General features: G+C 37.1%; 21 protein-coding genes. 19 read left to right on the top strand and 2 right to left on the bottom strand.

Annotated elements, in window-relative coordinates; all coding sequences use genetic code 11:
* Positions 1-18 precede the first annotated feature (18 nt).
* Positions 19-1,002, top strand: coding sequence for a DUF4003 family protein (locus AC4PID_RS18555; protein ID WP_492133483.1), 984 nt, complete (start codon positions 19-21; stop codon positions 1,000-1,002).
* A 56-nt stretch (positions 1,003-1,058) separates the two neighbouring features.
* Here AC4PID_RS18555 and AC4PID_RS18550 read toward each other — a convergent pair whose 3' ends face one another.
* Positions 1,059-2,042, bottom strand: coding sequence for a YhdH/YhfP family quinone oxidoreductase (locus tag AC4PID_RS18550; protein WP_492133482.1), 984 nt, complete (start codon positions 2,040-2,042; stop codon positions 1,059-1,061).
* A 91-nt stretch (positions 2,043-2,133) separates the two neighbouring features.
* On the opposite strand from AC4PID_RS18550, the gene AC4PID_RS18545 reads away from it, so the two are divergent.
* The 3 genes from AC4PID_RS18545 (at position 2,134) to AC4PID_RS18535 (ending at position 3,890) form a co-directional block, all read left to right on the top strand.
* Positions 2,134-2,622, top strand: a complete 489-nt coding sequence (locus AC4PID_RS18545) for a MarR family winged helix-turn-helix transcriptional regulator (protein WP_492133481.1) — start codon at positions 2,134-2,136, stop codon at positions 2,620-2,622.
* Positions 2,623-2,626: 4 nt separating this feature from the next.
* Positions 2,627-3,496 (top strand): DMT family transporter, encoded by an 870-nt coding sequence (locus tag AC4PID_RS18540; protein ID WP_492133480.1) that lies wholly within the window; start codon positions 2,627-2,629, stop codon positions 3,494-3,496.
* 79 nt (positions 3,497-3,575) lie between these two features.
* Positions 3,576-3,890 carry an MGMT family protein gene (locus AC4PID_RS18535; protein WP_492133479.1) on the top strand — a complete coding sequence of 105 codons (315 nt, stop codon included), beginning with the start codon at positions 3,576-3,578 and terminating at the stop codon, positions 3,888-3,890.
* Between the two features lie 155 nt (positions 3,891-4,045).
* On the opposite strand, the gene ychF is transcribed toward AC4PID_RS18535, so the two are convergent.
* Positions 4,046-5,137 carry a redox-regulated ATPase YchF gene (gene ychF, locus AC4PID_RS18530; protein WP_492133478.1) on the bottom strand — a complete coding sequence of 364 codons (1,092 nt, stop codon included), beginning with the start codon at positions 5,135-5,137 and terminating at the stop codon, positions 4,046-4,048.
* Between the two features lie 153 nt (positions 5,138-5,290).
* On the opposite strand from ychF, the gene yfmF reads away from it, so the two are divergent.
* The 15 genes from yfmF (at position 5,291) to AC4PID_RS18455 (ending at position 20,065) form a co-directional block, all read left to right on the top strand.
* A complete protein-coding gene (yfmF, locus tag AC4PID_RS18525; protein WP_492133477.1) occupies positions 5,291-6,574 on the top strand; it encodes an EF-P 5-aminopentanol modification-associated protein YfmF in 1,284 nt (427 codons plus the stop codon).
* Positions 6,564-7,838, top strand: a complete 1,275-nt coding sequence (yfmH, locus tag AC4PID_RS18520) for an EF-P 5-aminopentanol modification-associated protein YfmH (protein WP_492133476.1) — start codon at positions 6,564-6,566, stop codon at positions 7,836-7,838. The genes yfmF and yfmH overlap by 11 nt, the downstream gene beginning before the upstream one ends.
* A 33-nt stretch (positions 7,839-7,871) precedes the next feature.
* Complete coding sequence (gene lgt / locus AC4PID_RS18515) at positions 7,872-8,681, top strand: prolipoprotein diacylglyceryl transferase (protein ID WP_492133475.1); 810 nt, start codon at positions 7,872-7,874, stop codon at positions 8,679-8,681.
* A gap of 174 nt (positions 8,682-8,855) precedes the next feature.
* The gene (gene mraZ / locus AC4PID_RS18510) at positions 8,856-9,293 is read left to right on the top strand and encodes a division/cell wall cluster transcriptional repressor MraZ (RefSeq protein WP_492133474.1); all 438 of its coding nucleotides are present in this window, start codon (positions 8,856-8,858) and stop codon (positions 9,291-9,293) included.
* A gap of 10 nt (positions 9,294-9,303) precedes the next feature.
* Positions 9,304-10,236, top strand: coding sequence for a 16S rRNA (cytosine(1402)-N(4))-methyltransferase RsmH (gene rsmH / locus AC4PID_RS18505; protein ID WP_492133473.1), 933 nt, complete (start codon positions 9,304-9,306; stop codon positions 10,234-10,236).
* A 39-nt stretch (positions 10,237-10,275) separates the two neighbouring features.
* On the top strand, positions 10,276-10,764 hold the full coding sequence (locus AC4PID_RS18500) for a hypothetical protein (RefSeq protein ID WP_492133472.1): 489 nt from the start codon (positions 10,276-10,278) through the stop codon (positions 10,762-10,764).
* A 160-nt stretch (positions 10,765-10,924) separates the two neighbouring features.
* Positions 10,925-12,877: a penicillin-binding transpeptidase domain-containing protein gene (locus tag AC4PID_RS18495; RefSeq protein WP_492133471.1), complete on the top strand. Its 1,953-nt coding sequence runs from the start codon at positions 10,925-10,927 to the stop codon at positions 12,875-12,877.
* 93 nt (positions 12,878-12,970) lie between these two features.
* Positions 12,971-13,936, top strand: coding sequence for a phospho-N-acetylmuramoyl-pentapeptide-transferase (gene mraY / locus AC4PID_RS18490; RefSeq protein WP_492133470.1), 966 nt, complete (start codon positions 12,971-12,973; stop codon positions 13,934-13,936).
* A 26-nt stretch (positions 13,937-13,962) separates the two neighbouring features.
* On the top strand, positions 13,963-15,312 hold the full coding sequence (gene murD / locus AC4PID_RS18485) for a UDP-N-acetylmuramoyl-L-alanine--D-glutamate ligase (RefSeq protein ID WP_492133469.1): 1,350 nt from the start codon (positions 13,963-13,965) through the stop codon (positions 15,310-15,312).
* Positions 15,313-15,331: 19 nt separating this feature from the next.
* Positions 15,332-16,441, top strand: coding sequence for a putative lipid II flippase FtsW (gene ftsW / locus AC4PID_RS18480; protein WP_492133468.1), 1,110 nt, complete (start codon positions 15,332-15,334; stop codon positions 16,439-16,441).
* Between the two features lie 16 nt (positions 16,442-16,457).
* Positions 16,458-17,561: an undecaprenyldiphospho-muramoylpentapeptide beta-N-acetylglucosaminyltransferase gene (gene murG / locus AC4PID_RS18475; RefSeq protein ID WP_492133467.1), complete on the top strand. Its 1,104-nt coding sequence runs from the start codon at positions 16,458-16,460 to the stop codon at positions 17,559-17,561.
* A 12-nt stretch (positions 17,562-17,573) separates the two neighbouring features.
* Positions 17,574-18,293, top strand: a complete 720-nt coding sequence (locus AC4PID_RS18470; RefSeq protein ID WP_492133466.1) for a cell division protein FtsQ/DivIB — start codon at positions 17,574-17,576, stop codon at positions 18,291-18,293.
* 2 nt (positions 18,294-18,295) lie between these two features.
* Entirely contained in the window at positions 18,296-19,009 is a 714-nt protein-coding gene (locus tag AC4PID_RS18465; RefSeq protein ID WP_492133465.1) for a DUF881 domain-containing protein, read from the top strand.
* On the top strand, positions 19,010-19,711 hold the full coding sequence (locus tag AC4PID_RS18460) for a DUF881 domain-containing protein (RefSeq protein ID WP_492133464.1): 702 nt from the start codon (positions 19,010-19,012) through the stop codon (positions 19,709-19,711).
* Between the two features lie 12 nt (positions 19,712-19,723).
* Positions 19,724-20,065, top strand: a complete 342-nt coding sequence (locus AC4PID_RS18455) for a small basic family protein (RefSeq protein ID WP_492133463.1) — start codon at positions 19,724-19,726, stop codon at positions 20,063-20,065.
* Positions 20,066-20,160: the final 95 nt, after the last annotated feature.

Below are 20,160 nucleotides of genomic sequence, written 5' to 3'. Positions count from 1 at the left end.
AGTAGATTGGAGGATTATATGAGATCAGAACTTAAATACAAAGCAGATCAAATGCTAGAACTATATAAAACCATCGAAAAGGATTTTATGTGGGAGCACAATTTAACCAAACATTTCGTTGCACTCTTATATACAGAGCATGATAAACGATACAGTAAAGATACTTTTAAATTAACATTAGATATGATCAATAAAGAGACGGGAATTTTCTCGAATTTTAGAAGTTCAAATCGATTTATGCTCGCAGGATTGATGCATATGGAAAGCGATTCTACAGAAGGCGTATTCCATCAAATCAGAAGCTGTGAAACTGCTTTAAAAGATAATGGCTTTAAGTCAGGCATGTATCTACCGCTAGCAAGCTATGCTTTATATAAGACTTCAAAAGATCAATCGCCTAATCTTCTTGCTCAAAAAGCGCAGTTGATTTATAAGCAAATGAAGTCAAATCATCCATTTTTAACGAGTGGCGACGATTACTCGATGAGTGTGCTTTTGGCTGCATCAGAGGTTGAATTAGAACGTATAGAAGAAGCATACCAAAAACTCAATATAAAAGGTTTTTATAAAGGAAATGAACTTCAAAGACTTTCTCATATATTGGCACTATCAAATAGAAGTATAGATGAGTTGGTTGAGATTTGTTTTAATATGAAGTGGCAGCTAAAAGAAGCCAAGTTAAATATACCGACAACCTATTATGCAACCTTGGGGATTATTGCTCTGATCTATTTCGAGGATGAATCTATCGTAAATGACTGGATTGAACTTGCGAAGTATCTGTCTACCCTTAAAAAGTTCAAATGGTTAGGTAAAGGCATGAATGTTATGCTTGCTTCTTCATTAGTTTCAAGTCAATGGATTGATGAAACTTTAAAATCAGAAGCAACAAAGCTCGCGATTAGTATCTCTATTGATGCTTTAATAGCCGCACAAACGGCAGCCATTATTGCGGCAACAACTGCAGCAAGTGCTGGTGCAGCCGCAGGTGCAAGTTCTTAAAATAATTATAAAGCCCTTCTCAGTTTGTCTTAAAACAAGCTTAGAAGGGCTTTTTATTATTTTCTAGGATTGACGATGGTTCTACCTAAGTGCTTTCCTGTTAATATCAATTCTATTTGCTCTAATGTATCGTCGAGTCCAATTTCTAAAACAGCATTTGAAAATCCTTCGATGTACCATTCATTTGAAATTAATCCCCAAATTTTCTCTCTTTTCTCAGCATCGCACATAACGGAGTCGATACCATGAAGGGTGATGCCCTTTAATATAAACGGATATACAGAGGTTGTAAATTCATGGTTGGCAACATTGCCACAACAGGTCACATGACCTTTATAACCGGTTGATTTTAGTGCGGTTGCTAGAATGTTACCGCCTACGGTATCGATGACTCCCGCCCAGCTTGATCTAAGGAGCGGTTTGCCAGAGTGATCGTCAATTTCATCTCTTAAAATCATTCTCTCAGCACCAATCCCTTTTAAAAAGCCTACGTATTGAGGTTTGCCAGAAGCACCAACTACTTTATAGCCTAACTTTGACAAAATAGCGATAGCGACACTGCCTACACCGCCCGTTGCACCTGTAACTAGTATTTCTCCAGCATCTGGAGAGACGTTGGAGACGATTTGCTCTACAGAGAGTGCTGCAGTAAATCCAGCAGTTCCATAGCACATTGCATCACGAAGCTCTAGGTTCTCTGGACATTTAACAATCCATTCACTTGGTACTTTAATATATTCAGAAAAGCCACCAAAAGTATTCATCCCTAGATCGTAGCCAGTGACGATGACACGATCTCCTGCTTGCCATTTTGGATTTTTACTTTCAACGACGATGCCAGCTGCATCAATGCCAGGGGTGTGCGGGTAATTTTTTGAAACGCCTTTATTGCCGCTAGCAGAAAGGGCATCTTTATAATTAAGTGATGAGTAATGGACTTCGATCAAAACTTCGTTATCAGGCAAATAGGTTTCATCAATGGTTTCTACAGAACGACTTAGCTCTGGATCTAAATAAATTCTTAATGCTTTAAATTTCATAATATTACCTCCTGTATATGGGTGATTATAAAACCAAATTAGTTTTATGTCAAACTAATTTAATCGTTGATTTATTTTCATTGCCAGTCTAGTGCGTATTGATTATAATGAGTCTAGAAAGGTAATGGTAGAAGAAATGAAAGAACAATTTATCGTTTATTTTATTAGTAAAACCAGACAAAATATGCATCGCTTCATCGAGGAAGCACTTAAAAAAGAAGGACTATCGGATATAATACCCTCACATGGGAGTATTCTAACGGTTCTATATGAATCTAAAACACCTGTGACGATGAAAGTGATTGCTGAAAAGATAGGTAAGGATAAGTCTACGGTAACGGTTTTAATCAATCACTTGTTAAGTCAAGGCTATATAGAAAAGAAGATCAACCCAGATGACAAGCGGGTCTCGCTGATTGGACTAACTGAAAGAGGCCGATCGATAGAACAAAAATACAGAAATATCTCTAAAAAAGTAATTGCAACTGCTTACGAAGGACTTTCAAACGAAGAGAGAGAATTGTTCCTTAGCTTGCTTAAACGTATCAACAATAATTTCAGGGATCATACAGGAGAGTAGTCGTATGCTAAAAAACCAGCGAATTGTGGCGATTTTATTTGTGGTTACCGCGTCTCTTTTATGGAGTACAGGCGGTCTTTTGATTAAGATGGTATCGTGGCATCCGCTGGCAATTTCAGGGATGAGAAGTGGCATTTCAGCATTGGTAATGCTATTGTTTTTCAGAATCGTATATAAACGTTTTCCTAAAAAGCCAGACAAGTTTGTATGGCTTGCAGCGTTTAATTATATGATCTTGGTTATGCTATTTGTTTCTGCAAATAAGCTAACGACTTCAGCCAATGCAATCTTACTTCAGTTTACCTCACCGATATGGGCGTTGGTTATCGGCGGTATCTTTCTTAAGGAAAAGTTTGGCAAGAAAGACTATACAACCGTTGCAATCGTATTTGTTGGTATGATTTTATTTTTTATCGGCGACATCGATGGCGGTGGCATTTTAGGGAATATCTTAGCGGTTTTATCTGGGATCTCTATGGCACTGATGATCATCAGTCTCAAGAGAATACAAAATCGTAAACCAATAGAAATCGTTATTTGGGGAAATGCAATGATGTTTGTTGCAGGTATCCCATTTTATGGCGGATTAAGCTTTACAGGAACGAATGTGATTGGCATTTTACTTTTAGGTATTTTTCAGCTTGGCTTTTCTTACATCTTTTTCACTAAGGGAATTGAACATGTTTCTGTACTAGAAGGCATTTTGATTCCAGTTTTAGAGCCATTATTAAATCCACTTTGGGTGTTCTTTGGTACTGGAGAAAAACCGGGGATCTTGGCGCTAGTTGGCGGTGTTATCGTCGTTTGTGCAGTGGTGTATCATAGCATTGTCGAGGTCGAAGTTCCTGAGCCTATTCAAGTCGGTGGAAGTTGATATAAGTCAAGATTAATCATCAATTGAAGCTAAGCGCATCAGATAATCAAGCGATAACGTGTGACAGTTGGAGGTCTGAATGGAAACAGAATACAGTCAACTTACAATAGATATTCTTGCAGCCATAAGAAGGGTTCCAAGTGGCAAGGTCGCAAGCTACGGCGCTGTGGCTGCAGCAGCAGGACATCCAAGGGGTGCAAGATTAGTGGTGAGGGTCCTTCATACTTTATCGAAAAAGGAAGGCCTACCTTGGCATAGAATCGTCAATGTTAAGGGTGAAATAGCGCTTAGTGGTTCTGGTGAAATGGAGCAGATTCTGCTTTTAAAAAGAGAAGGGGTAAGATTTGTTTCAGAGAATAGGGTAGAGAAATCCTATTTTTATGATTTCAAATAAAAAGATTACTTTTAATTTTTCTTATATAATAGATGAGTTTGATATTGAAATATAAATGGCAAATATGAGAATTAAACTAAAAGCCCAGAGTGTTTACTCTGGGCTTTATTATCTTATTGTTTTATGGTGAGTTTGATTATGTTATTACGGATTATTTACACGTTGAATCTAAACAAAATCACATCGCCATCATTGATCACGTATTCTTTTCCTTCAAGTCTTACCTTGCCGGATTCTTTAGCTGATGCCATTGATCCGTAAGCTCTTAAATCTTCAAAAGCAATCGTCTCAGCACGGATAAAGCCTCTTTCGATATCAGAGTGGATTTTACCACCTGCTTGTGGTGCTTTTGTGCCTCTGCGGATGTCCCATGCACGAACTTCTTGTGGGCCTGCAGTTAAGAAGCTGATTAGGTCGAGTAGGTGATAGCTTGAACGGATTAACTGATCAAGACCAGATTCTTTGAGTCCTAACTCTTCTAAGAATGCAGCGCGATCTTCATCGTCAAGTTCAGCGACTTCTTGTTCAACTTTTCCGCAAATGACAACTACTTCAGCATTTTCTGTTTCAGCGAATGCACGTACTGCCTTCACGTGATCGTTTTCAACGCCACCGACAACGTCCTCTTCAGAAACGTTTGCACAGTAGATAATCGGTTTGAAGGATAAAAGATTAAGTGACTTTACAAATTCTTTTTCATCGTCAGTTAAATCCATTGTTCTTACTGATAAACCTTCATCTAATACTGCTTTTACTTTATTTAGCATTTCAAGCTCTGCACCTAAAGTTTTATCGCCTTTAGCTTGTTTGGTCGTTTTAGCTATTCTTCTTTCTAAGATTTCTGCGTCAGAAAGAATCAGTTCTAAATTAATGGTTTCGATATCGCTTAATGGTCCGATTTTACCTTCAACGTGAATGACGTTTTCATCTTCAAAACATCTAACAACGTGTACGATAGCAGCAACTTCTCTAATATGGCTTAAGAATTGGTTGCCGAGACCTTCGCCTTTAGATGCGCCTCTTACAAGACCTGCAATATCATAAAATTCTATAGCTGTATGAACGATTTTTTTAGAATCGTACATATCTCTTAGGACATCTAATCTTTTATCCGGTACCGATACGACACCAACGTTTGGTTCGATGGTACAAAATGGATAATTTGCACTTTCAGCACCTGCTTTTGTAATTGCGTTGAACAACGTGCTTTTTCCAACGTTTGGTAAACCTACTATACCTAATTTCATATTAACCCATCCTTTATATCATTTGTTAATTCCGTATTTCAATCACATCAAAATATTATAGCGTATTAACAATAAGATGTAAATAAGCTATAATGTCTTTATGACGCCGAAAATAAAAATTCCATATATGAATCAAAGAATAGGATGTGACTTATGATTAATCAGATACAAGATTTGACGCTATATCCAGGCGTTGAATTACACCTTGTGAAGTCGAACAAATTTAAAACTGTGCTCTTTGGGATTTACATGAAACGCCCTTTAGTTCGGGAAGAGGTATCTTTAAATGCGATGTTGTCGAGAGTCATCGATCAAGCAACATATAAGTTTAACGATACGCAAGAAATTAGCAAAGAGCTTGATATGATGTACGGAAGTGTGATCGTAACAGATGTGCACAAGTATGGCGAAAGACAGATGCTTCAGATTAAAATGCAAACACCAAGTGAAAAGTATGTTAATTCGGATGACCTTTATCAATCTGCCCTTCAACTGATTGGCGATTTTTTGACGCGTCCAAAATTGATCAACGGTGCTTTTGATGAAGAAATTATCGCCCTTGAAAAAGATGCGCTCATCGCGGAAATTCAAGCGAGAAGAGATCATAAAGATGAATGGGTAATCACCACGTGCGTAGAAAATATGTGTAGTGAAGAACCTTTTAAAATTCATGAGTTTGGTTATGTAGAGGATGTAAAGAAAATTACTGCAGCCGATTTAACAGCGCATCTTGAAAAAATTGTGGCAACCTCTGAAATCGATATCTGTGTTATTGGTGACTTTGAAATTGAACCGATGGCGGAATTAATTAAAAATAATCTTAAGTTTAATAGAAGAGAAGTGACTGTTGTACCAAGGGAAGAAATCTATTTCAACCCTGAATCGGTTAAAACAGTTGTTGAAAAGCACAATATTACTCAGGGAAAACTCTGTTTGGGATTAAGAACGAATCTGTCTTTTGATTCACCGCTTTATCAGTCGCTTATGATTGGGAACATCATGTTAGGTGGCGGTGGCAGCTCAAAACTCTTTAGAAATATAAGAGAGAAAGCAGGCATGTGCTATTCTATCTACTCACGCGTAGAGAAATTCAAATCTCTTTTGATGATTTATGCAGGTATAGATATGAATCGATTCGATGAAGCAGAAGCGTTAATTATGAATGAGGTTAATGATATTAAAAATGGCAATTTTTCAGATGTAGAGTTTGAAACGGCAAGAACGACGCTGATTTCTAATCTGCGTTCAATTTCTGATTATCCAAATTCGTTTATTAACTATTATTACGGTATTTTACAAACGACGGGTGATTTTGATATTGAAAAAAGAATAGAAGAAGCTATGCTTGTCTCTAGAGAGTCAGTTATTGAAGCGTTCAAAGGCATTCAGTTAGACACAATCGCAAGACTTGTAGGGGAGGCAGAAGATGGAAATTAGTCGTTTTGAATATATGGGTGACGAGGTTTTAAATACGAAGCTAGATTGTGGCTTGGAGGTATTCTTGTTTCGCAAGCAAGACTTCGCAAAGAAATACGCTTTTTTTGCAACACAGTATGGCGGTATGTACAATGATTATGTTTTAGATGGTAAGACTTATAACATACCACATGGTGCGGCACATTTTCTAGAACATCAAATCTTTGAAGATCAAGATAAGAGTACTTTCGAGAAGTTTGAGAAGTTGGGCGCAAATGTCAATGCCTATACAAGCTCTGAATCGACGGTCTATTATTTTGAAACCATAGATAATTTCGATATTTGTTTAAAGAATTTGCTTGAGATGGTGCAAAAGACGGATATTAGTGAAAAATCGGTTGCGAAGGAAAAATCCATTATTGAGCAGGAAATAAGAATGTACATGGATGAGCCAACTTGGGAACTCTATAATACCTTCTTTAACGCCTTCTATCACAATCATCCTGTTAAGGATGAAATTGCAGGCAGTGTAGAATCGATTATGCAGATTACGCCTGAAATTATCCTTTCTTGCTATAAGCATTTTTATTCACCTAAAAACATGAAGGTGTTTTTGTACGGCGATATAGAGATGGAGGCAGTTTTGCCTATTATCGAAAGTGCATTGACAGAGGAGTTTAAATCTCGTACCTTTAAACCAGAAATCTTTGTGCCTGAAGAGCCTTATAAAGTGGTAAGTCATGAAGTAGAAGTGAAAAAGGATGTTACAAGACCATCTGTTACAGTGGGATTTAAAGGTGATCCTAAATTCTTTGAGAAGGATAGAGAAGTTAAATTGGCTGCACTTAGATTGATTATGGATCAGTACTTCGGAAGAAGTAGTAGCTTTTTTAAACGCATGTATGATTTAGGTGTGGTTACTGAGTATTTTGATTTTGATATTCAGATTGGCAACGGATTCGCTTATTTTGCAATTAGTAATGAAAGTGAAGACGTCATTTGTTTAAAAGATGAGATTTTTAATGAACTAAGACGATTAAAGAAAGATACTTTTGATGAAGAAGGCTTTACTAGACTTAAGAGAAAAATGCATGGGCGTTCTATCGTTTCATTTAACTCATTACAGTCGATAGCAAATAATTTTACACATTCAGTGATGCGACAAGTGGACATCTTTGCTCAACTAGAAGCTTATCAGTTGGTAACCACTGAATGTGCAATTTCATTAATAAATGATTTTATGGATCTGGACAATTATACGATAGGCTACTTGAATAAGCTTTAGTAAAAGACATTATACGACAAACAAGGAGATATTATGGATCGTTACGCATTTGAAATTTTCGGTATAGGCATCGCGTGGTACGGTATTATTATTGCGAGTGCTATGTTGATTGGTTCTTTAATTTTAATGAAGGTTGGAAAAAGATACGGATACAAGGAAGATGATATGTTGGACCTTGTACTTGTGATTTTGCCGATGGCGATTGTGTTTGCTAGACTTTATTATGTGGTATTTGAATGGGATTATTACGCTCAAAATCCAAGTCATATACTCGCTTTTAGAGAAGGTGGGTTAGCGATTCACGGTGGTATAATCGGTGGTTTATTAGGTGGTTATATCGTATGTAAAGTAAAAAAACTCAACTTTCCTGATTTGGCGGACATGGTTGCAATGCCATTGATATTAGGTCAAGCCATAGGACGCTGGGGAAACTTTGTAAACCAGGAAGCACATGGAGGACCGACAGATTTACCATGGGGCATTATGGTGGATGGTGTGAAAGTACATCCGACCTTTTTATATGAATCCATCTGGAACCTTCTTGTGTTTGCCGTACTGGTATTTACATTTAAAAAGAGAAAATTCTATGGTGAGCATTTTGCTAAGTATCTGATTTTATATTCAATCGGTAGATTTTTCGTTGAAGGCCTTAGAACAGATAGCTTAATGTTGGGGCCAATTCGTATGGCGCAGTTAATCAGCCTCGTATTTATCGTGTGTGGCGTCATATTTATAGCGGTAGCAAGAAAAAAAGGCTGGTGGAAAATAGAGACTGAGTCTTCAAAAACTACTACAAATAGTGTTTCTCAAAATGATGAAATACAAGAGGAAAATAAACAGTAGGACTGAGGCACTAAAATGTTGAAAAAAGCGACTTTTATCAAAAAAAGTCGCTTTTTTTTATTGCTATTTTTATTAAAAAAGTTTAAAATTAGATTAATTAGTGGTAGAAAGTGTCACAAAGTGGGTAGAAAGACCATGAATTTCTAAAAAATAATGTCAATTGATGGAGCGAATATGTTTACTGGAGAATTTAAACACTCAGTCGACGCAAAAAATAGATTAAGCATCCCATCAAAGTTTCGTGAGAAGCTGGGCGATAGCTTCTACATAACGAAAGGTCTTGACCATTGTTTGTTCGTCTTTTCACTCGAAGAGTGGCAAATTTTCGAAGAAAAGCTAAAACAACTACCACTTTCGAACAAAAATGCAAGAGCATTTGCAAGGTCGTTCTTTGCTGGTGCAACTGAGTGCGAGTTAGATAAACAAGGTAGAATTCTTGTACCACAAACACTTAGAGCACATGCAAATATTGATAAAGAGGTATATGTTAACGGCGCTGGCTCCCGAATAGAAATTTGGGATGCGGCAACTTGGGAATCTTACAATGACTTCATGACGGCGAACATGGACGATTTAGCCGAAGATATGGAAGCGCTAGGAATACGATTCTAAAGGAGTTTTTATGAGTTTTAATCATGTTAGTGTATTGCTTGGAGAATGTATCGAAGCTTTAAATGTAAAACCAAATGGCATCTATGTAGATGGCACCTTAGGTGGAGGCGGACATTCTTTTAAAATTTTACAACTCCTAGATAGTGGCAAGCTAATCGGAATTGATCAGGACACAGATGCACTTAATGCTGCTTCAGGACGTCTTAAAATCTTTGAAGATCGATTTGTTCCTTTCCATAGTAATTTTTCTAAATTGACATATGTCTTAGATGAACTGGGTGTTGAAAAGATTGATGGTCTGCTGTTAGATTTGGGTGTTTCCAGTTATCAGTTAGATGAGGCAGAAAGAGGCTTCTCTTACATGAACGATGGCAAACTCGATATGAGGATGAATCAATCGGATACATTCACAGCCTATGAGATCGTAAACACCTACAGTGAAGCACAATTAACTCAAATCATTTCTGAGTATGGCGAAGAAAACTGGGCGAATAGAATTGCAAAGTTTATCGTCGCTGAGAGAAGTGAAAAGCCTATAGAGACTACATTTGAACTCGTTGAAGTCATCAAGAAAGCGATACCAGCTGGTGCGAGAAAGGATGGACCACATCCTGCTAAAAGAACTTTCCAAGCGATTCGCATCGAGGTTAACAACGAGCTTAAAATAATAGAACAAACTATAGAACAGGCAGTAGAGAGAATGAATAAGGGTGGAAGAATAGCGATAATCACTTTCCATTCTTTAGAAGATAGAATTGTAAAAAATGCATTTAGAAGACTTGCTCAAGGTTGTACATGCCCACCTGAATTTCCAGTGTGTGTTTGTGGGGGAAAACCAAAAGTAAAATTGATTTCTAGAAAACCAATTTTACCTTCTGATGAAGAAATAGAAGGCAATCCTAGAGCAAGAAGTGCAAAATTAAGAGTCGTAGAGAAAAAATAAGACAATGTGCGGGGGTAACAGATGTCGGCAATGGTTGAAATGTATGATCACGAATATGAACAATTCAACTCAACACAAAATGCGAAGATCGTCAGCATTCGTAAAAAGCGTTTGGAGAAAGAAAATGCGAAAAAGAAAGCAAAGCATAACTTCTTAACCATGCTTAGTACAATTGCGATAGTGGTCTTTATCGCTACGTTGATGTCGACTTATATCTATAAGAGTTCATTGGTGAATGAAGCGAAATATGATATTTTCAATCTCAAAGCAGAGATTAAATCACTAAATGCTCAAATTGAAGAATTGAATGCAGATATTGAAAATCAAACCGAACTTAAAAACATTGAGAAAATTGCAATGGAAGAACTCAACATGGTTTATCCATCGGCTGAGCAAATGGTATACATTGATGGCAGCCAATATTTTACACTCAAGGATGAAAGCGGTGAGATTTTAGTTGAACCAGTTATCGTGACGGAACAAAAGCCATTCTTTGAAGAAATTCTAGGCATGCTGTTTAATCCTTGATCATAATAAGAAGTAATGAGCCCTAGTCTTAGCTATTAGCCATAGTCTAGGGCTCTTTCATTTATTAATAGATAAAATGTAAGAATTTCTAGAAATAGTTCAAATTGATTAATTAGTTGATTACGCTATAATAGTATTAGCGATTAAATGGAGGCAATAAATGGGAACCTTTAGAAGGCGGGTTTTTTTCTTATTTTTTATCGTCAGTATCTTAATGTTAGCTCTAATTGGTCGTCTGATTTATATACAGGTGTATTGGAGTGATGAACTGACGGAAATGGCTAAAGCACAGCAGAATAAAAACATTGTTATCCCTGCTGTCAGAGGCAATATAGTGGATAGAAATGGTGATAAGTTAGCCTTTAGCGTGAAAACTTATTCAGTTTGGGCCCAGAAGTCGATTATTACTAAACCTACTGAAACTGCTCAACTGATAGCAGACACACTTGAGATGGATGCAACTCCGATTATCGATAAACTCGTTGGTGCTCAAACGACTTTTGTTAAAGTTGTAAGTAATATATCTAAAAGTGAAGAAGAACTCTTAAAGGGAAAAGGAATTCGAGGTATCTCTATCACGGAGGATACACAGAGGCTTTATCCATATAGCTCACTTGCTTCGCATGTTATTGGAAATGTTTATGCAGACGGCGACGGCTTTACAGGGCTTGAGTTGGCTTTTAATAGTATCCTTAAAGGAGAACCGGGATTGTTTCATGTGACAACAGATGTTTATGGTCGTCAGCTTGCATATGGTGAAGACAATCTTGACGCTCCTGTGGATGGAAAAACGGTTCGACTGACGCTGGATGACAGCATTCAGTTCTTTGTTGAAGACCGTATAGAAGCAGCAATGGAAACACACAATGCCAAATCGGTCTCTGCAATCGTAATGGATCCAAATACTGGAGAGATTATTGCCATGGCCTCAAAGCCGGATTTCAACTTGAATGATCCTAGAAAACCAGACGATAGCATAGACGATGCAACTTGGAATTCAATGACTGATGAAGAGAAAAACAACTATTGGAACAGTATTTGGCGCAATAAAATCATTAGTGATACTTACGAACCTGGATCTACTTTTAAGGCGATAATTGCATCTATCGCACTAGAAGAAAAATTGATTGATTTCAATACGACGTTTTATTGTACGGGTTCGAAGCTCGTAAATGGTACTTTGTTAAAATGCGTGAGTTATCCAGTGGGTCACGGGCTACAAACATTGACCCAAGCATTTGTAAATTCCTGTAACCCAGCGTTCATAGAGATTGGTCAAAAAATTGGGTTAAGCACTATGTATGCGTATCTTGAGAAATACGGTTTATTTGATAAGACTGATATCAGTTTACCTGCTGAAGGTGGTTCAATCTATCAACCTGAATCCAATATTGGTCCTGTTGAGTTAGCAACTATGTCTTACGGTCACGGCATCAATATTACCATGCTACAATTAATAAGAAGTATTTCTGCAGTCGTAAATGGTGGAAATCTTCTTGAACCGATGATAGTGAAGTCAATAGAAAACGCCGATGGTAGTGTCGTTGAAACCTTTGAACCAAAGGTTATCAGACGCGTTATATCTGAAGAAACCTCTGATAATATGCGCATATTACTTGAAAAGGCAGTTCAAAGCGGTGGTGGTAAAAAGGCCTATATCGAGGGAATTCGTGTAGGTGGTAAATCAGGAACCAGCGAAAAGTTTACTGAAAATGGCTATGTTGCAGATGTGGTAACGCTTTCGTTTGTTGGGATTGCGCCAATTGATGATCCTCAGTATGTGGTACTCGTCGTCGTAGACGAACCAAAGGATATGTTCTTAGGCAGTTTAGTAGCTGCACCAGTAGTAAAGGACATTTTACAAGACATCCTGAGATATAAAAATATCGTTCCGGATGTTGAAGTAAAACAAAACATTGAAATTCCAAATCTTATAGGGTTGACCTTAGAAGCGGCTGAAGCAAAGATCGACGCACTTGGCCTTGCCTACTCTATATCGCCTATTGGTGTCGAAGATCATTCACTTCCAGTAACCAATCAATATCCGATCGCTGGAACAAAGGTGGATTCAGATAGCATGGTAATTATTTCTGTTGATGAGGTTAATCCTTAATTTGAAATTAATCTATAAGACATGAGTAAATATAAATCTATGCCATTTAATAAAATATTTAACTAGCCTGAATGGCTATAAACAGGAGTAAACATGAATTTATTTGATAATATGACTTTAAATGCTGTTATGTTTTTTGTTTTGAGTTTGATTGCAAGTTTAGCACTTGGACCGATTGTAATTCCTAGATTACATGCCATGAAGTTTGGCCAAGCCATTAGAGAAGAAGGTCCACAGTCACATCTTCAAAAGGGTGGAACGCCAACGATTGGTGGTCTAATATTTATAATAGCTTTTCTAATACCTGTAGCATTGACACTTACATTTGAGCTAGAGAAGGTAGCATTTGTAGCGCTTGCAATATTAGGTTTCGGTTCAGTAGGCTTTTTAGATGACTATTTAAAAGTCGTGAAGAAACATAATTTAGGCCTAAGAGCGAAACATAAATTTGCACTTCAAAGTATTTTATCAATTGCATTTGCAGCCTACTCTTTGATGTGGGGAACTGAAACCTATATCCCGCTACTTCGCACCTATGTCTCTCTTGGAATGTTTTATTTACCCTTAATATTCGTTATGTTTTTAGCGACCGATAATGCAGTAAACTTAACGGATGGCTTAGATGGACTTGCTTCAACAGTTACTGCAGTTGTTTCTGTGTTTTTCATCGCGATGGGTGTTATTAAAGACGAGTGGGTGGTCGTATTATTGGCATCTGCAATGCTTGGTGGTTTAATTGGATACCTAAAATACAATTGGTATCCAGCAAAAGTTTTTATGGGCGATACTGGATCACTTGCCTTAGGCGGATACGTAGGAGCGATGGCGGTATTATTAAAAATGCCATTATTTATTCCGATATTTGGTTTGATATATTTTATTGAAACCCTTTCTGTAATGATTCAAGTTGGCGTTTATAAAAAGACAAAGAAGCGTGTATTTAAAATGGCACCCATCCATCATCATTATGAAATGATGGGCTGGAGTGAAGTGAAAATTGTAACTCGATTTTCAGTAGCGACTGCAATTGCATGTTTTATCAGTTATATGATTTCTTAATATAAAATTGGAATAGAGGAGTATATATGCTAAAAGATAAGAAGGTAATCGTAGTAGGACTAGCAAAATCTGGGGTTTCGGCTATTACGTTATTACATCAATTAGGTGCCATTGTGACTTGTACCGATATAAAAAGTGAAGAGAAATTAGGCGAATTAGTAGAAGAGGTAAAGCCGTTTGTTTCAGACGCTTTTTATGGGTATCATCCAGAGCAGGTTTCAAAATTCGATCTAGCTGTGATCAGTCCAGGTGTTCCTTTGGATATTCCGTTTGTCAATAATTTAAAAGAAAACAATGTTCCAATTATTGGAGAAGTTGAACTTGCATATCGTTATAGCAAAGGTCAGTTTGTTGGCATCACAGGTACAAATGGCAAAACGACAACGACTGCTTTAACGGGTTTGATTTTTGAACTGTCAGGAAAGAAGTCTTTTACAGTTGGAAATATTGGCGTTCCAGTTGCTTCAAGAGCGCTCGAGTCAGATGAACAAACGACTTTTGTCACTGAACTAAGCAGCTTTCAGCTTGAGACCATAGTAGAGTTTAGAGCGCATATCGCTGCAATTTTAAATCTTACACCTGATCACCTTAACAGACATAAGACGATGGCAGGATATAGTGAAGCAAAAATGAGAATATATGAAAATCAAACAGCAGATGATTTTCTGGTTTTGAATTATGATGATATTGAAACCCGTGCTATGGGAAGTAATTCAAAAGGTAAAAAACTATATTTTTCAAGAATGAATCAAGACATTGAAGGTGCATTTATTGAAGCTGGTTGGCTTAAAATAAAGTTTAATGGCACTGTTACTGATGTCTGTGCGATCAAGGAAATGAAGATATTTGGCAGTCACAACGAAGAGAATGCACTTGCTGCCAGTTTAATATGCTTTTTAGCTGGGATTGACGTTGCAACTATTGCTATGGGCCTGAGAACCTTTGCAGGTGTTGAACATCGAATTGAGTTCACTGCGGAAATTGATGGCGTAAAATATTATAATGATTCAAAGGGAACGAATCCAGATTCTACGATTAAAGCCATTCAAGCAATGCCATCTAATACTTACTTAATTGCTGGCGGTTATGATAAAAAAAGTGACTTTGGCCCAATGTTTGAAGTGTTTGGTGCAACCATTAAGCATCTAATATTACTTGGAGCAACCAAAGACATACTTAAACAGGAAGCAATTAAGCACGGGTTTGAGCAAATAACAAGTGTTAATTCTATGGAAGAAGCAGTTGCCTTTGCACATGAGCATGCACGAAGTGGTGAAGTTGTTCTGTTATCACCAGCTTGTGCAAGTTGGGACATGTATGATAATTTCGAACAACGTGGTGATCATTTTAAAAAGTGTGTATTGGATTTAAAGTAACTTTGAATGAGAGGCAATTATGAAGCAAAATAAAATGGATTATCCATTGTTGGTAATAACTTTAATACTCGTATCATTTGGACTTCTAATGGTATTTAGTTCAAGTTATTATTATGCAATCGATAAGATGCAAAATAAAATGCATTTTTTTACATCCGATTTAGGCTGGATAATTTTAGGCATCGTTGCAATGATTATTGCTTCATTTGTCGATTATAAGATTTATAGGAAATTTGCAATTCCTTTGTTTGTGTTGAGCCTCTTTTTACTGGTTTACGTACTTGTGAATGGGGTCACTGTCAATAATGCACAAAGATGGATTTCTATAATGGGACAGCGATTTCAGCCTGCTGAAATCGCCAAAATTGGTATGATTATCTTCTTTGCATTTAGTTTGGAGCTCAATTATAAATCGCTTAATAAGTTTAAGGTTTTATTGATCTATCTCATCATCATTGGAACGGTTTTTATGCTGGTAATGAAGCAACCCAACATGAGTACTGCTGTTATACTTGCAGGGGTAATGGCAATCATGTTATTTGTATCCGGGCTAAGATGGTTTTACGTGATTGGATTTACCAGTATAGCAGGGATTATCGGTTGGATTTTCGTAAAAATTTCTCCCTATCGATGGGATCGGCTAATTGCATTTTTAAACCCATTTCAATACGATAAAGATGAATCCTATCAAGTTGTTCAATCTCTATACGCTCTTGGTACAGGTGGTATTTTTGGTGTTGGACTCGGGATGAGTACTCAGAACAAGCTGTATATTCCAGAACCTCAAAATGACTTTATTCTAGCAACTGTTGGTGAAGAACTTGGCTTAATCGGTACAGTTGGACTGTTAATATTATTTTTGATATTGATGTATCGTTGTGTTAAAATTGCTATGAATGCGCCGGATATTTTCTCTATGTTAATCGCGACTGGCATTACAAGTATGCTAGGTTTGCAGATTCTTATGAATTATGCGGTAGCGACTTCTTCGATGCCTGCAACGGGTGTAACGCTTCCTTTTATTAGCTATGGAGGGACAAGTATTTCCATTCTGCTCGGTTCGATCGGCATTATGTTGAACATATCAAAGCATGCTGTACGGCGACAGGATAAGAACGAAGAAGAATAAGAATTCGGAGAATTTTATGAGAGTTTTAATTACAGGCGGCGGTACAGGTGGACACATCTATCCAGCAATCGCAATTGCAGAAAAAATGAAAAAAGAGTTTCGACCTCTTGAAATTATGTATATAGGGTCAAAAAACGGCATGGAAAAAGAAATTGTTACTAAAAAAGGATTTAACTATGTCGGTATAGACGTTGCACCACTTAATAAAAAGTTTTCTTTTAAGACCATCAAATCGATTGGTACTTTATTTAAAGGCATGTGGCAAGCAAGCGGCATTATCAAACGGTTTAAACCGGATCTGATAATAGGTACAGGTGGATACGTCGCTGGTGCAACCGTGTTTGTCGGTGCTATAAAGGGCGTTCCAACGATTATTCATGAGCAAAACGCATATCCTGGTTTAACCAATAGATTGTTAAGTCGTTTTGTGGACGTTGTTATGTTATCTTTTGAAGAGTGTAAACAGCACTTTCATCATCCAGAGAAAACGGTCTATACAGGTATGCCAATTCAAGATGTGTTTTTTACAACGCCGAGAGATCAAGCTAGAATGAAGCTCGGTTTACCAAAAGATATGATGATGGTTCTTACAGTGGGTGGTAGTAATGGTGCAATGAAGCTCAACCATATTATGTTATCAAGCTATGCACAGTTTAAGGATTTTTCGGATATCAAGTTTATCCATCAAACTGGAACTAGATATTATCCTTATGTACTTGAAGATATAGAAAAAGGGATATATGAGGTTGGTGAGAATGTCACTTTGTTACCTTATCTTAAGGATATGGCAGTTTATTTAAGTGCTGCAGATTTGGTTATATCTAGAGCAGGAGCATCGACTATTAATGAAATTATTGCGTCCAAAGCACCGTCTGTCATTATTCCTTCTCCAAACGTAGCCAATAATCATCAATTGTTAAACGCACAGCTAATGGATAAATACGGCATGGGTGTCGTCATGAGAGAAGAAGATATGAACGAATCATTAATTGGTCATACCATTATTGATTTTTATAAAGATCGAGCTAAGCTGGAAATAATGAGAGCCAATTGTAATAAGATTGATTTATCCAAAACAATGGATGCAATTGCAGCTGTAATTAGAAAAGTAAGTGATTAAACGGAGGCTAATTTGCTAAAGGCAATAAAGAGAATTTTAATCGCATTAGTAATTATCGGAGTGATTGCGGGTGGTGTTTATCTTTATTTCAATACAGACTTGCTAAGAATTCATGAGGTCTATTTCAATCCAAATGAACACATGGATGAATACGATATATTAAGATATTCAGGGATTCAAAAGGGGACACCCTATTTTGAAATCAATACGGATGAGGCCGCTAAGAAGTTGATGACCCATCCATATGTACGATATGCTACAGCGACAAAGCAGTTTCCCAATGCGGTGACTTTCGAGATCGTGTATAGAAAGCATTTTTTTAATATTAGATATTCTGATATCGTTCTTTCATTAGACGATCAGCTTCATGTTCTAGAGGTTTTGGCTAAAGAAAATGAGGGATTCACTATTGAAGGCTTTGCTTTTGATAGTTATTCGGCTGGTAAGGTAATCGATGTTCAACAGCTTTACGTCCTTGAAAACATAGTGGATTTGTTAAAACTCATAGATGAAAGCGAACTGGAATGTGATCCACTGATTGTCTTTAAAGATCGTAATATCATATTAAGTTTAGGTCAGTTAAAGGTAAAGTTTGGCGTTGGTGAGAATATTGAAAGCAAGTTTAATGCTTTTATCAATATATATGCTTCTTTAAAGCAGGATGAAGTGACTACTGGAACGATTGATGTAAGCAGTGATGGCTTACCAGTGTATCGACCATTTGGAGAGTAAATATGTTTAAGAAAGATAATATTTGGATTGGAATAGCGTGTATCGTATTAGGTGTTTTCATCGCTTTTCAAATGAAGTTTGTTCAGGGCACATATTTAAATGGGCAAAGTCCAACTCAGAAGACAACAGAGATTCTCAATGAGCTTTCTGCAGTAAAAGCTGAAAAGGAAAGACTCGTAGAGGAAGTTGAAAGGTTGGAAGACCAACTTGATAAAATTCAGAATTCTGCCTCTGAGGAAAATGCAATTGTAAAGAGCTTAACAGAGGAACTCAATCGATATAAGGCGTTTTCAGGCATGACAAAGGTTTCTGGGACGGGCATATTAGTGACGATCGATAATCCGCCTAAAGACTTGAATGTGGGTTTAGAAAAGAATATTGCGCTTGACTATAAAATGCTTTTAGACTTAATCAATGAGCTTAACTCAGCAGGAGCGGAAGCAATCTCAATTAATGATCAAAGAATGGTCAATAGTACTGAGGTACGTCTTGCAGGCAGTCAGGTTAATGTCAATACGATACCAATTTCGCCACCGTTTGTCATCAAGGCAATCGGTAGTTCAGAAACTTTGGATAGTGCAATTAATATCAGATTTGGCGTGGTTCAAAACCTTCAGGAATCTGGATATTATGTTGAAGTTAAGCAGGTTGAAAGCTTGGAAATCCCAGCTTTTAACGGCAGTATAAAATTTAGGTATGCAACAACGGTGAAATAGATGAGTAAAAAGCAGAGATTTCTATTGCTTTCAGTTCTTTTAGGTCTCATGATTGCGCTACAAATAAAAGCGTTAGATAGTGGGATTAAATACCTCTCGATTAAAGAGATGTATGCACAAAGTATAGAGCTGGAAAGTCAAAAGTCTGAGTTAATACAATTGAATAGTAAGGTTGAAGAACTTAGAGCCCAAATCGAAGCTTATCAAACTGCAAAGGATGATACCGACATTGACTATGAAGGTTTTCTAAAATCCGAAATCGAATTGACAAAGGAAACGGCTGGACTAACACGTGTAGAAGGACCAGGTGTTGTAATCATCGTAACTGATGGTACGAGAGAGTTAATTGAGAATGAGGATCCCAACATGGTGCTGGTACATGATATTGATATTAGAGCGATGGTTGATGATTTGAGAAATGCAGGCGCAGAGGCGATCGCAATCAATGGTCAACGGGTTGTATTTAACAAGTCTAATATTCAGTGTACTGGTCCAACGATTAAAATTAACGATCAAGTATTTGCGCCGCCGTATGTGATTGAAGCCATTGGCGATCGTAAATTTTTAGAATCGGCAATTAATGCACCTGGCAGCTTTAGCGAAAGTTTGAGAAGCTGGGGTGTATTTGTGGAAGTAAATACATCCATAAGCGTTACGATACCTGCGTATGAAGGTTTTGTAAGCTATGAATACTTGAATTAGAGAGGTATGGATATGTTAATAGCTATTGTAGGTATTTTATTAGGTATTTTACTAGGACTTTATATACCATTTGAATTTTCAACAATTTCATCTCTGTATATCTCAGTCGGTATTTTAGCGGCAATTGATTCAATTATTGGTGCACTCCGTGCAAGCTTAGAAAATAAGTTTGATGGTGTCATATTTATCACTGGTTTTTTCGTAAATGCTATTATGGCAATCCTGTTATCTTTCTTAGGAGATAAACTAGGCGTTCCAATTTACTATGCAGCGATCTTTGTATTTGGAACGCGTTTATTTAACAATATCGGTAGTATCAGACGATATACCATTGATCGATATAGGGGGAAATAGTCTATTGTATGTGAAATACATGTCAATTTTTAGGCATTAAGTCCTAAATTGATGTACAAATGACTAAATCACACGATTTTATAAAAAAAAATATT

This window comes from Fusibacter sp. QWL-12, from assembly GCF_058683495.1.
Note: the sequence above shows the minus strand (reverse complement) of the source record. Positions and strands in the feature narration are given on the sequence as shown.

What these genes read in the sequence shown, in the direction of transcription:
- murG (WP_492133467.1), top strand. Translation starts at nt 16,458, where the DNA reads ATGAGAGTTTTAATTACAGGCGGCGGTACAGGTGGACACATCTATCCA.
- AC4PID_RS18500 (WP_492133472.1), top strand. Translation starts at nt 10,276, where the DNA reads ATGTATGATCACGAATATGAACAATTCAACTCAACACAAAATGCGAAG.
- AC4PID_RS18555 (WP_492133483.1), top strand. Translation starts at nt 19, where the DNA reads ATGAGATCAGAACTTAAATACAAAGCAGATCAAATGCTAGAACTATAT.
- rsmH (WP_492133473.1), top strand. Translation starts at nt 9,304, where the DNA reads ATGAGTTTTAATCATGTTAGTGTATTGCTTGGAGAATGTATCGAAGCT.
- AC4PID_RS18495 (WP_492133471.1), top strand. Translation starts at nt 10,925, where the DNA reads ATGGGAACCTTTAGAAGGCGGGTTTTTTTCTTATTTTTTATCGTCAGT.
- yfmH (WP_492133476.1), top strand. Translation starts at nt 6,564, where the DNA reads ATGGAAATTAGTCGTTTTGAATATATGGGTGACGAGGTTTTAAATACG.
- AC4PID_RS18465 (WP_492133465.1), top strand. Translation starts at nt 18,296, where the DNA reads ATGTTTAAGAAAGATAATATTTGGATTGGAATAGCGTGTATCGTATTA.
- mraY (WP_492133470.1), top strand. Translation starts at nt 12,971, where the DNA reads ATGAATTTATTTGATAATATGACTTTAAATGCTGTTATGTTTTTTGTT.
- murD (WP_492133469.1), top strand. Translation starts at nt 13,963, where the DNA reads ATGCTAAAAGATAAGAAGGTAATCGTAGTAGGACTAGCAAAATCTGGG.
- yfmF (WP_492133477.1), top strand. Translation starts at nt 5,291, where the DNA reads ATGATTAATCAGATACAAGATTTGACGCTATATCCAGGCGTTGAATTA.
- lgt (WP_492133475.1), top strand. Translation starts at nt 7,872, where the DNA reads ATGGATCGTTACGCATTTGAAATTTTCGGTATAGGCATCGCGTGGTAC.
- AC4PID_RS18540 (WP_492133480.1), top strand. Translation starts at nt 2,627, where the DNA reads ATGCTAAAAAACCAGCGAATTGTGGCGATTTTATTTGTGGTTACCGCG.
- AC4PID_RS18535 (WP_492133479.1), top strand. Translation starts at nt 3,576, where the DNA reads ATGGAAACAGAATACAGTCAACTTACAATAGATATTCTTGCAGCCATA.
- AC4PID_RS18455 (WP_492133463.1), top strand. Translation starts at nt 19,724, where the DNA reads ATGTTAATAGCTATTGTAGGTATTTTATTAGGTATTTTACTAGGACTT.
- ftsW (WP_492133468.1), top strand. Translation starts at nt 15,332, where the DNA reads ATGAAGCAAAATAAAATGGATTATCCATTGTTGGTAATAACTTTAATA.
- AC4PID_RS18460 (WP_492133464.1), top strand. Translation starts at nt 19,010, where the DNA reads ATGAGTAAAAAGCAGAGATTTCTATTGCTTTCAGTTCTTTTAGGTCTC.
- AC4PID_RS18550 (WP_492133482.1), bottom strand. Translation starts at nt 2,042, where the DNA reads ATGAAATTTAAAGCATTAAGAATTTATTTAGATCCAGAGCTAAGTCGT.
- mraZ (WP_492133474.1), top strand. Translation starts at nt 8,856, where the DNA reads ATGTTTACTGGAGAATTTAAACACTCAGTCGACGCAAAAAATAGATTA.
- ychF (WP_492133478.1), bottom strand. Translation starts at nt 5,137, where the DNA reads ATGAAATTAGGTATAGTAGGTTTACCAAACGTTGGAAAAAGCACGTTG.